The organism is Winogradskyella sp. KYW1333, assembly GCF_003335675.1.
Taxonomy (GTDB): domain Bacteria; phylum Bacteroidota; class Bacteroidia; order Flavobacteriales; family Flavobacteriaceae; genus Winogradskyella.
Window position 1 is genome coordinate 527,438 of the sequence record NZ_QPHL01000017.1, and the last position, 11,162, is coordinate 538,599.

An 11,162-nucleotide genomic window follows, 5' to 3' on the forward strand; every position below is an offset into this window, starting at 1 on the left:
ACTTAAAAAACTATGAAAGGACCATTATTTTATTCTAAAATTCTATTATTTGGAGAATACGGAATCATAAAAGATTCTAAAGGATTATCTATCCCTTATAATTTCTATAATGGAGCTCTTAAAGTTGACGAAAACCCTTCAGACGAAGCAAAAAAATCAAATAAAAGGTTAATTGCCTTTGTTGATTATTTGCGAAACATTGAAGAAGACTTGGTTTCTTTTGATTTTGACACTTTGCAAAAGCATGTAGATGCAGGTATGTACTTTGACTCATCAATTCCACAAGGTTATGGTGTTGGTAGTAGTGGTGCATTGGTTGCAGCTATTTATGATAAATATGCAATGAATAAAATTACTGTATTAGAAAATTTGACCAGAGAAAAGTTGTTGAAACTTAAAACCATTTTCTCTTCAATGGAATCTTTTTTCCATGGTAAGTCTTCCGGTTTAGATCCATTAAATAGTTATTTGAGTTTGCCTATTTTAATAAATTCTAAGGATAATATTGAAGCTACAGGTATACCATCTCAGAAATCTGAAGGTAAAGGTGCGGTCTTCTTATTAGATAGTGGTATAGTTGGTGAAACTGCTCCGATGGTTAAAATTTTCATGGAAAACATGAAGAACGAAGGCTTTAGAAGTATGTTGAAAGAACAATTTATCAAACACACAGATGCCTGTGTGGATGATTTCTTAAAAGGTGATATAAAATCATTATTTAAGAATACAAAACAATTATCTAAGATTGTACTTAATAATTTCAAGCCAATGATTCCTAAACAATTCCATGAATTATGGAAGAAAGGGATTGAAACTAATGATTATTATTTAAAACTTTGTGGCTCTGGTGGAGGAGGATATATTCTAGGATTCACCGAAAATATTGATAGAGCAAGGGAAGCACTCAAAGGACAGAAATTAGAGGTTGTATATAACTTCTAATATAGATTTTCCTGAACTTATTTCAGGATTTAATTTTCTAAATCCATGCTTTCAAGACAGCAAAAACATATACTCCTTAAATTTTTCAGCTTATTTTCTGTTGTACGTGGATATAATATTCTTATTGTTGTTATCGCTCAATATTTGGCTTCCATATATATTTTTGCGAACCACCTACCCGTTAAAACAGTTTTGTTAGATGTTAATTTATTAATGCTTGTTTTGGCTTCTTCGGCAACAATAGCTGCTGGTTATATCATTAATAATTTTTACGATTCAGAAAAGGACCTTATCAATCGTCCGCAAAAAACAATGTTGGATAGATTAGTTAGTCAAAACACCAAACTCTCATTTTATTTTGTGCTAAATTTCTTAGCTATAGTCTTTGCAAGCTATGTATCTTTCAAGGCTGTTGTTTTCTTTGTGCTATACATCTTCGCTATATGGTTCTATTCGCATCGTTTAAAAAGACAACCAATAACAGGTAATATTGTTTCGGCAGTATTGACGGTGACTCCATTTTTTGCTATTTTTATTTACTATCGAAATTTTGAGCTGGTAATCATCGGTCATGCGATATTCTTGTTTTTACTGATTTCCATGCGTGAGCTTATAAAAGACTTGGAAAATATTAAAGGAGATTTGGCATTGAATTACCGTACTGTTCCTGTTGTACACGGAGAACGAATAACAAAACTGATGCTAAGTATTGTAGCACTATTAACAATTACTGTAGCAACAATTCTGATACTTTATTTTGAAATAGGACATATGTATTATTTCTTTTATCTATGTATATTTTTGTTGTTGGTATTTCTTTTTGTTTTATGGAAATCAGAAAAGAAGACACACTATTTACTTCTTCATAATGTACTTAAGTTTATAATTGTTGCTGGTGTATTTTCAATATTATTAATTGATATATCTATTGTTTTAAATCGTATATAATGGAGCATAACTTAAAAATTGCAATGGCTCAAATCGCACCAGTCTGGTTAGATAAACATGCCACATTAAAGAAAATTGAACAGTCTATAATTGATGCCACTAGAGAAAATGTAGAGCTTATAGTTTTTGGTGAAGCTCTTTTACCAGGATATCCATTTTGGTTGGCTCTTACTGGAGGGGCAGAGTGGAATACAGATATTAACAAGACGCTTCATGCGCATTATGTAAGCAATTCTATATGCATTGAAAAAGGGGATTTAAATTCAATATGTAAATTGGCTAAAACGAATAATTTAGCCATTTATTTAGGGATTATGGAGCGACCTACTGATAGAGGAGGGCACAGTATTTATGCATCATTGGTCTATATAAATGAAAGGGGTGAAATAAAATCTGTACATAGAAAGCTACAGCCAACTTACGATGAACGCTTAACTTGGGCTCCTGGTGATGGCAATGGGCTACAAGTTCACCCTATAAAGTCATTTACAGTAGGTGGTTTAAATTGTTGGGAAAATTGGATGCCTTTACCAAGAACAGCATTGTACGGTCAAGGTGAAAATTTACATATAGCCGTATGGCCTGGCAGTGATCATAACACAAAAGATATAACAAGATTTATTGCACGGGAGTCACGCTCTTTTGTGGTTTCGGTTTCAAGTTTAATGAACAAAATGGATTTTCCTGAGAACACACCTTTCTATAATGAAATTATAAAAAATGCGCCTGATATATTAGCTAATGGAGGCAGTTGTATTGCAGGACCAGATGGTGAATGGATTGTGGAGCCAGTAATCAATAAAGAGGGTTTAATAATTCAATCTATTAACTTTAATAGAGTATTAGAAGAGCGTCAAAATTTTGATGTTGTTGGCCATTACTCTAGACCCGATGTAACAAAATTAACTGTCAATAGAGATAGGCAAACTACTGTAGAAATTAAATAGTTAATGTAAAGTATTGTTATACCTTTGCAGCCTAAAATTTAAGTGTTATGAGCAGAAATCAAGATGGAAGAGGAAAAGGGAAAGCTTCAAGCAGAAAACCTCCCAGAAGTAATGCAAAGGGTTTTGCTAAGGATAACAGATTTTCTAATAAAAAATCTCAGCCGAAAAAAACATCGAATCCAGATGAGATTCGTTTGAATAAATACATTGCAAATTCTGGAATTTGTTCTAGGCGAGAAGCTGATGAAAATATTGCTTTAGGATTAGCCACTGTAAATGGGAAGATTATTACCGAAATGGGTTATAAAGTGAAGCTTGGTGATGAAGTTAAGTTTGATGGAAGGCGTATTAGTCCAGAGCCAAAAGTTTACGTACTTCTAAATAAACCGAAAGGATTTGCTACTACTACAGCAGAAGGAAAGGGTAGAACGGTTATGGATTTAGTTGCCAATGCAACCAATGCTAAAATTAAACCCATTGGCCGATTAGGTAGAAATTCTTTAGGCTTACTCTTGTTTACCAATGATGATGAGGTGATTCAAAAGTTTACCAATTCTAAAACAGGTGTTGCGCGACTATTTCAAGTAGAACTAGATAAAAATCTAAAATTTGAAGACCTTAAAAAAATTCAAGAGGGATTCAAGGTTGAAGGAAAGCTCATTGCCGTTGAAGAAGTTAGTTATATACAAGGTGAGTCTAAAAATAAAATAGGCATAAAAATTAAAAATACTGGTAACACCATATTAAGAACAATTTTCGATTACCTTAAATACGATATTGTAAAAATTGATTGTGTTGCAATTGGTCATTTAACTAAAAAAGATATTCCTAGAGGGCATTGGAAACACTTAACTACACAAGAGGTTAATACTCTTAAAATGCTTTAAGTTATATTATACATTACAACAATTCAATAGTCTTGAAGCCAATTTTAATATAATATTTCATTAATATTTATTTTAATTTCATTTGTATCTTAGTATTACTAATCAACCCTAACTAAGATGAAAGATAATCTTAAACGTGTAATTGTAGATTTCAAGAAGCTAACACCTGAGATACTCGCATTGTTAGTAGAAAAGTATCCCGACGGCTATGACGATAATCATATTATTTCATTTAGAAATGCCAAAAATGAAATTGTTGAGGCTGTTGAAGTTACCACAGAAGACACAAAGTATTTAGTTAAAGTAAGTACTAAATTAGCGGTGACTATGGAGAATTATGATGAAGATGATTATGAGGATTTTGAAGGAGATGATCCTGATGCCATACAACCACCTGAAGATTTAGAGGATTAAATATTTATCTTTTTCTTCAGCACGACTTCCCAAATAAATACAGAAAACACAATGAGGTATTCAAAAGCTAATACCCATAGATTTTCGGTATAATCAATGTCGGCATAAGCAAAATAGCTTAATATTATTACAACAGACCAAATTAGAGCGTATCTGTAGGCAGCGTAAATAGAAAGTATGATTAGTGTTGTTAAATACCATGGATGTACTGTAGTACTTAAAAACAGATAACAACTAAGTGTCAAAAGCATTGAAGTTGCCAATTCAGTTATCGTGTGTGTTGCTCTGAAAAAGGAAAAGTAAAGGATTATAGATAAGGATATCAGTGGAAATATTTTAGTAATTATTGCTATTTCATTATATCCAGTAATGGCATAACCAATTTCTCTGGCCAAATAATATATGCTACCATTAAATTCAAAATTACCGAACCATAATCCAATGGTTTTCGAGTAATTAGTAATAAATTCCATTGAAAAAAATGGTATAAAGAAGAGAATTAGGGTTACTCCAACAACTGAGTAAAACTTTATCAATTTCTTAAAATTTACCTTTCCATTTTCTTTTTTAAACCATTTAAAAAATAATGGTAAAAACATTATTGGGATTAATTTTATGGAGATTGAACAAGCCAAAATAATTGCGGATATTAACCACTTCCTGCAATGCAGTAAGTACAGACTCCAAACGAAAAAGAAAACCATTACACCTTCAAAATGAAGGTTACCTGTTAGCTCTATAATTATAAAAGGGTTAAGTATGTACCAAAAGATTCTGCCGGATGGAATATTTAATTTCTCAAGGAGTTTTTTACCAAAATATAGTGTGCCTAAATCTGCACCAATAATAAGTATTCTCATACCGACAATCGAATTCAAAATACTGTGGCCAGGAAACAAATTTGCAATGACAAAGCATAGCTGGTTTAATGGTGGATAGTTTGTGTAATTTGAAGCACTTAGACTTCCCATTCCATGATATAGTTCTAGTTGATTTGGAAAATTTGTTAGAGCTCCTAATTCCATCTGATAATCAGGAGTACTTAAATACGGATTTAAACCAGACAATATCATCTGACCATCCCAAATAAAACGATAAAAATCTTGTGAAAGATTTGGTATTGCAAATAGAAATAAAAGTCTAAATAGAACAGAAGCAATAACTAGAATCCTAAAGTAGAATCCACTTGACTTAATAACGAGATAAGCAAAAACAAAAAGACCCACATATAGCAGAGGGAGTTTTAAAGTATCGGTTCTTGCTAAATCATAGGCAAAGATTAAATACAATATGGAACTCAAAATAATAAAAACAAGTGGTAACTTTTTGTATTTAATTATATTGATTATTCCGAGCATATAGCCAAAGATAAAATTATTTGCTTCGCGACATTTAATGCCTTTATAAAAAGATTTTTAACTTTAAGAGCAATACTTAAATTATGAGTTATTCTATTCACCACAATTTTTTATTTCTTAAGGACATCGAATCAGTATATAATGCTATATCTCAGCCCGAGCATCTTGTCAAGTGGTGGCCATTAAAATGCAGTTGAATTCCAGAACTTGGAGAATTATACAATTATAACTTTACAGATAAGTATAACTGGTATGCCGAGGTTAGTTCATGCAAGAAAAATGATCACATTCATTTTAAAATGACGGAATCAGATGAAGATTGGAATCCAACAACATTTGGTTATAATTTAGAGGAAAAGGAAAATAGGACCTACATTAGATTTTTTCATAAAGATTGGTCTGAATGCAATGATCACTTTAAGCACTCGTCCTTTTGCTGGCCACTTCTATTAAAAGGTTTGAAAGATTACTTAGAGAAAGGAATTGTTATTGCTTTTGAGAATAGAGCCTAAACTTTAGAACCTAAAGATTTAAAAAAGACATACCCAAACCCAATAAATAGCATCAGGTGAAATGGAAATAGTCCAAAGTCACCACCCTGATCACCAACAATAAAAGCGCTGTATAATCCAAATCCAAAATACAGCATTAGAAGACCTTCTATGATGACGTGTGGAGATACTTTTTTACGTAGGTATTTATTGTTTTTCCAATTATCTTTAAACATTCTAATATTAAATTTAGGTGTGCGTACAAACTCACTCTTCTTGCCTGCATGACCTTCAAGTACTGCAATGGAATTATGCAATGAGAAGCCCATGGCAATAGAAAAGAAAGTGAAAAACATGCCTGTGTATCCAAAGAATTTCTTAAATCCACTACCATAAATATTTCTGTACATAAACCAATAGCAAACAAAAAAGATAATAGTACTCATTACAAAGAAACTCATAACGTAGAAGTAGTCTCTGAGATGAGCATATTCATTTTTAATGTAGAGCATAGGTATACTTAATACTGCTACCACAAAAATGCTTAAAAACATGGAACTGTTTAGTAAATGAAGAAGTCCGTGTATTTTAGTTTTGGTAGAAATATTTTTAGATTTAATTACGCGCCACAGCATTTTTCTGAAATTCTCTGCACCTCCTTTATTCCATCTAAACTGTTGAGAACGCGCGGCACTTATTACAATCGGTAATTCTGCAGGTGTTTCTACATCTTCTAAATACTTAAATTTCCACTTCTTAAGTTGTGCTCTATAACTTAAATCTAAATCTTCAGTCAATGTGTCTCCTTCCCAATTACCTGCATCTTCTATGCAGGTCTTTCTCCAAATACCAGCTGTTCCGTTGAAATTGATAAAGTGTCCTTTTGAGTTACGACCAACCTGTTCTAAGGTAAAATGTGCGTCTAATGCAAAGGCTTGGATTTTGGTTAACAAAGAATAATTTCTGTTAATGTGTCCCCAGCGCGTTTGTACTACGCCAATTTCTTCATCTTTAAAATAAGGAATGGTGCGTTTTAACCAGTTTGGTTGAGGTAAAAAGTCTGCATCAAATATTGCTATAAAGTCACCTTTGGCAATTTTTAACCCTTCCTTTAATGCGCCAGCTTTAAATCCAGTTCTATCAGTTCTGGTGATGTGTTTGATATCAAGTCCAGTAGATGCTAATTTTTCAACATGAGCTTTAGTAGTATGAATAGTTTCATCAGTAGAATCATCTAAAACCTGTATTTCTAATTTATTCTCAGGGTATTCTATGAGAGCAATGTTGTCTAGAAGACGTTCCATAACATACATCTCATTAAAAACCGGTAGTTGAATAGTTACATATGGAATTTCATTAGGATTATTCAGGTCAAAAGTTTCACATTCTTCACGTTTCTTTTTTGAACTTAAATAATTATAAAGCAAGTTGAGTTGTGCGAGTGCATACATAAAAATAAGCACTATTGCTATTGTGTAAACTACAATTATGAAATACTGAAGATAAATCACCTGAAACTATATTTAAAAATCCACCAAAGGATTTTTACGCCTGCAAATATAGCACCTTTTATGGTACCTGAAACTTTTGAGACACCTATTCTGTTTCTGTAATTGACAGGGATTTCTCTGTAGGTGAATTTTTGTTTGAGTGCTTTCAGTTGCATTTCTACTGTCCAACCATAAGTTTTATCCTCCATTTTAAGATCTAATAATTTAGAATACTTGATAGCACGAAATGGTCCTAAATCTGTAAAGGTTGATCTAAAAAATAAGCGCATTAAACTCGTTGCAAGCCAGTTGCCAAAAATTTGAGGTAAGGTCATTGATCCTTTTTCTCGTAGTTCTTTTACACGTGCACCAACTACAAAATCCACATTATCTTCTATAATCGGATTGACAATTTTTACTAGCTCTTCAGGATAATCACTATAATCCCCATCTAAAAAAACAATGATACCTGCTTTTTTTTCTTGTTGAGCAATGTAATCCATGCCTTTGAGACAAGCATAACCATACCCTTTTTGTGTTTCGACCAACACTGTGGCACCTGAACCTTTGGCATTCTTTTCTGTATTGTCTGTAGAATTATTGCTTACTACAATAACTTCATCTACAATATCTGGGATATCGTTTATGACATGTTTAATAGAATCCTCTTCGTTAAAAGCAGGAATTATAACTTTAATGATGGGCATTACCTCAATTTGAAGTTGCAAAAATACAACTTCTTAATTCTCATTTACCAATTTCCTCAAATCAACATCATTACCTAGAAGTATTTCATTAGGGTTAATTCGTCCTTTCATACTATCATTTTCTAATTTTAGGACACCCCTTGGACAAACCGCAGCACAAATGCCACAACCAACACAACTTGAGCGCACAATATTTTCACCTTTTTGGGCATAATGTCTTACATCAATACCCATTTCGCAACTGTTTGAGCAATTTCCACAAGAAATACATTGGCCACCATTGGTTGTTATTCTAAACTTTGAGAATAGGCGTTGCTGAAATCCTAGTACAGCAGCCATAGGACAACCAAAACGACACCAAGCTCTACTTCCTAAAATTGGGTAAAAACCTGTACCGATTACACCTGAGAAAATAGAACCAATATATATACCATAAGCTGATCTTAAGTTTCCGGATTTTATGTAAAAAAGTTGATCCGTTGTACCTGTGAAATGCATTATCAGAAGAAGAGTAATTACAAGAAAAAACCCAATAGCACCATATTTGGCATCCTTACCAAGTTCATTTCGTTTAAAAATCATTACACCAGCGAAAATAATTGTCAAAAAGCCTATCACAAGTGAAATGAAAACACCTCTTGTTAACCAAAAATCATTACTCTTATAACCTAAATATGTATAGATCATTGCAGTTGTCATAACAACTGAAAAGACAAGTACTAAGTGAATTAACCAACGTTCTAGTTTCCATGCTGACAATTTTTTTGAAGATAAATGCCTAAAAGAATCACCCGCTGTTTCAGCAAGACCTCCACAACCACAGACCCATGAGCAATACCACCGTTTCCCATATTTGTAAGTTAAAATGGGTGTAATTACAAATATTGATAGAACACCGAATAATATAAGAGCTAATCCAGTATTACCATTAGATAAAAAGGCTTTTACAGACCATTCATCAAAAATATAATAGTTAAGTGGCCAGATGCTCTTAAGATCATAATATGGTAAATCATTATTCATTATATACATAAATTCCGGAATCAAAAAGGCAAAACCTAATTGAAAAAACATTACCGATACAGTTCTAATTTGTTGATAACGATTATGTCTGTATTTTAAAATGAACTTATAACCAAAAGCTAAAATTGCAATTGTGTAAAGTGTACCATAAACAAACCATTGGCTTGCATTTCTGCCACTTAACAATTGACTAAGAGGGTCAAATAAACTGATTAAGCCTGTATTCGCCACACCATCTTTTCCTAGTCCTAAATATTGAGGATAGAAATAAAGAACAATATAAAAGGCAGTAAGAATAATCCCTACCGACCAGCCCCAAAATCCTCTTGAAGAAATTGATTTGAACCATACTCCATCATTTTTTATGCCTTCTAATTTGTTTAAATAGGCTTCCCTAGAATAAAAAATCGTTCCAATTACAATTAGACCCAAAGCAAATGTTAGAAATAATCCTTTGTTTGGAAAACTTGTATTGAATAGAGCAAGAGTTAAAATAAATAGACCAATTAGTCCTAAACCTAGAGCTATTTTCTGTTTGGTTGTAATGTTTAAAGCATCTGGTGTTGCCAATGACATGCTATGATTTAATTTATTACTCATTACTAGGCAGTTTGTAGTTGATTGTTATAGGATTGAATTATTTGTTTTTCAAATCTTGAATAAAACTCAGGATCAAAATTTGCTTCAGCAAGATGATTAATTACATAATCAACATCTCTTTTTTCGGTAAGCCACGTGTCAAATGTTTCATGTCGCATCCTAATTCCAAAGGTGTTGATGCCTAGAAATTTATTTGTGTTCTTATCATAAGCTACTGTTATGCATTTAGTGTCATCTTCGTGTTTCCAATGAAAATGGGCTTCATTCTCAGGTCTGCCTTTTTTGCCATGTACCCAGCCATAGGTTTGGTATTCTATATCTAAAAATTTAGCCGAGTTAAACCAGTGTCCTGGATTGTACTTTATGCGATTGCCACAAATAGTTTGTGCAAGTACTTCACCCATCATTCGACCAGTATACCAAACCGCTTCAATTGGCCTTCTATTTCCTATGGCTTCGTGTTGCTCCGCACAATCTCCTATAGCGTAAACGTTGGGAATATTTGTTTCTAAATATCGATTTACTTTAACGCCTCGACCAGTTTCAATTTCAGAATCCTTTATAAAATCTATATTAGGAGAAACTCCAGCAGTTAACCCAACTACATCGCATTCAATTTCTTCTCCAGTTTCTTCGATGATTACAGATATAACTTTACCGTTTTCATCAGATTTAATTTCCTTAAGGTTTGTAGATAAACGTAAATCAATATGATGATTTCTTATGTGTCTATTAATTATTCCACTTTCGCCTTCAGGTAATACACCATTCCAAAAGCTAGACTCTCTAACAAGAAATGTGACAGGGATTCTACGACTATTTAACATTTCTGCAAGTTCAATACCAATTAAACCACCACCAACAATTACAGCACGTTTACACTCTTTATTATTAGGAGCAAATTTTTCAAGATTTTCTAAATCCTGTTTGTGGTACATTCCCATAACACCTTCCAAATCTTGTCCTGGCCACCCAAATTTATTTGGTTTGCTTCCAGTTGCAATTACAAGTTTGTCATAGTTCAATGTTTCACCATGAGAAAAATGAAGAACTTTAGAGTTAGTGTCAATGAATTCTACAAAACCTTGTTTAAGATCAATACGATTTTTATCCCAAAACCAATCCTCGTAAGGTTGGGTATGTTCAAATTTCATATGTCCCATATAAACATACATCAAAGCAGTACGTGAGAAAAAATATTCTGCTTCTGCTGAGATAATGGTAATTTTTTTATCCGATAGTTTTCTGATGTGTCTTGCAAGTGTAACACCAGATATACCATTGCCGATTATTACGACGTGTTCCATATTGAAATTGATTGTTAGTATAGACAATAGGTCGAAGGTTTTGTTAAA

At 32.8% G+C, this 11,162-nt stretch carries 11 protein-coding genes; 6 read left to right on the forward strand and 5 right to left on the reverse strand.

What is annotated here, in order from left to right:
* Window positions 1–12: 12 nt before the first annotated feature.
* The 5 genes from DUZ96_RS12155 (at window position 13) to DUZ96_RS12175 (ending at window position 4,138) form a co-directional block, all read left to right on the forward strand.
* Window positions 13–942 carry a mevalonate kinase gene (locus DUZ96_RS12155; RefSeq protein ID WP_114302203.1) on the forward strand — a complete coding sequence of 310 codons (930 nt, stop codon included), beginning with the start codon at window positions 13–15 and terminating at the stop codon, window positions 940–942.
* A gap of 45 nt (window positions 943–987) precedes the next feature.
* Window positions 988–1,890, forward strand: coding sequence for a geranylgeranylglycerol-phosphate geranylgeranyltransferase (locus DUZ96_RS12160; RefSeq protein ID WP_114302204.1), 903 nt, complete (start codon window positions 988–990; stop codon window positions 1,888–1,890).
* Entirely contained in the window at window positions 1,890–2,837 is a 948-nt protein-coding gene (locus tag DUZ96_RS12165) for a carbon-nitrogen hydrolase family protein (RefSeq protein WP_114302205.1), read from the forward strand. The genes DUZ96_RS12160 and DUZ96_RS12165 overlap by 1 nt, the downstream gene beginning before the upstream one ends.
* Window positions 2,838–2,884: 47 nt before the next feature.
* The gene (locus DUZ96_RS12170) at window positions 2,885–3,724 is read left to right on the forward strand and encodes a pseudouridine synthase (protein ID WP_114302206.1); all 840 of its coding nucleotides are present in this window, start codon (window positions 2,885–2,887) and stop codon (window positions 3,722–3,724) included.
* A 117-nt stretch (window positions 3,725–3,841) separates the two neighbouring features.
* The gene (locus DUZ96_RS12175; protein ID WP_114302207.1) at window positions 3,842–4,138 is read left to right on the forward strand and encodes a hypothetical protein; all 297 of its coding nucleotides are present in this window, start codon (window positions 3,842–3,844) and stop codon (window positions 4,136–4,138) included.
* On the opposite strand, the gene DUZ96_RS12180 is transcribed toward DUZ96_RS12175, so the two are convergent.
* Window positions 4,135–5,496 (reverse strand): mannosyltransferase, encoded by a 1,362-nt coding sequence (locus DUZ96_RS12180; RefSeq protein WP_181855282.1) that lies wholly within the window; start codon window positions 5,494–5,496, stop codon window positions 4,135–4,137. The two genes, DUZ96_RS12175 and DUZ96_RS12180, sit on opposite strands and share 4 nt — an antisense overlap.
* A 197-nt stretch (window positions 5,497–5,693) precedes the next feature.
* Between DUZ96_RS12180 and DUZ96_RS13165 the strand changes: the two genes are divergently transcribed.
* Window positions 5,694–6,008, forward strand: coding sequence for an SRPBCC domain-containing protein (locus DUZ96_RS13165; protein WP_409010774.1), 315 nt, complete (start codon window positions 5,694–5,696; stop codon window positions 6,006–6,008).
* Here the strand turns inward: DUZ96_RS13165 and DUZ96_RS12190 are convergent.
* The 4 genes from DUZ96_RS12190 to DUZ96_RS12205 are packed head-to-tail and all read right to left on the reverse strand — an operon-like array spanning window position 6,005 to window position 11,114.
* Complete coding sequence (locus DUZ96_RS12190) at window positions 6,005–7,438, reverse strand: cellulose synthase family protein (RefSeq protein WP_258774386.1); 1,434 nt, start codon at window positions 7,436–7,438, stop codon at window positions 6,005–6,007. The two genes, DUZ96_RS13165 and DUZ96_RS12190, sit on opposite strands and share 4 nt — an antisense overlap.
* A 56-nt stretch (window positions 7,439–7,494) precedes the next feature.
* On the reverse strand, window positions 7,495–8,184 hold the full coding sequence (locus tag DUZ96_RS12195) for a glycosyltransferase family 2 protein (RefSeq protein WP_114302208.1): 690 nt from the start codon (window positions 8,182–8,184) through the stop codon (window positions 7,495–7,497).
* Window positions 8,185–8,217: 33 nt separating this feature from the next.
* Window positions 8,218–9,807, reverse strand: coding sequence for a 4Fe-4S dicluster domain-containing protein (locus tag DUZ96_RS12200; protein WP_114302209.1), 1,590 nt, complete (start codon window positions 9,805–9,807; stop codon window positions 8,218–8,220).
* A gap of 2 nt (window positions 9,808–9,809) precedes the next feature.
* Window positions 9,810–11,114, reverse strand: coding sequence for an NAD(P)/FAD-dependent oxidoreductase (locus tag DUZ96_RS12205; RefSeq protein ID WP_114302210.1), 1,305 nt, complete (start codon window positions 11,112–11,114; stop codon window positions 9,810–9,812).
* Between the last annotated feature and the right edge of the window lie 48 nt (window positions 11,115–11,162).

Coding starts and splice junctions, on each gene's coding strand:
- DUZ96_RS12155 (WP_114302203.1), top strand. CDS start 13: ATGAAAGGACCATTATTTTATTCTAAAATTCTATTATTTGGAGAATAC.
- DUZ96_RS12160 (WP_114302204.1), top strand. CDS start 988: ATGCTTTCAAGACAGCAAAAACATATACTCCTTAAATTTTTCAGCTTA.
- DUZ96_RS12165 (WP_114302205.1), top strand. CDS start 1,890: ATGGAGCATAACTTAAAAATTGCAATGGCTCAAATCGCACCAGTCTGG.
- DUZ96_RS12170 (WP_114302206.1), top strand. CDS start 2,885: ATGAGCAGAAATCAAGATGGAAGAGGAAAAGGGAAAGCTTCAAGCAGA.
- DUZ96_RS12175 (WP_114302207.1), top strand. CDS start 3,842: ATGAAAGATAATCTTAAACGTGTAATTGTAGATTTCAAGAAGCTAACA.
- DUZ96_RS12180 (WP_181855282.1), bottom strand. CDS start 5,496: ATGCTCGGAATAATCAATATAATTAAATACAAAAAGTTACCACTTGTT.
- DUZ96_RS12190 (WP_258774386.1), bottom strand. CDS start 7,438: ATGTATGCACTCGCACAACTCAACTTGCTTTATAATTATTTAAGTTCA.
- DUZ96_RS12195 (WP_114302208.1), bottom strand. CDS start 8,184: ATGCCCATCATTAAAGTTATAATTCCTGCTTTTAACGAAGAGGATTCT.
- DUZ96_RS12200 (WP_114302209.1), bottom strand. CDS start 9,807: ATGAGTAATAAATTAAATCATAGCATGTCATTGGCAACACCAGATGCT.
- DUZ96_RS12205 (WP_114302210.1), bottom strand. CDS start 11,114: ATGGAACACGTCGTAATAATCGGCAATGGTATATCTGGTGTTACACTT.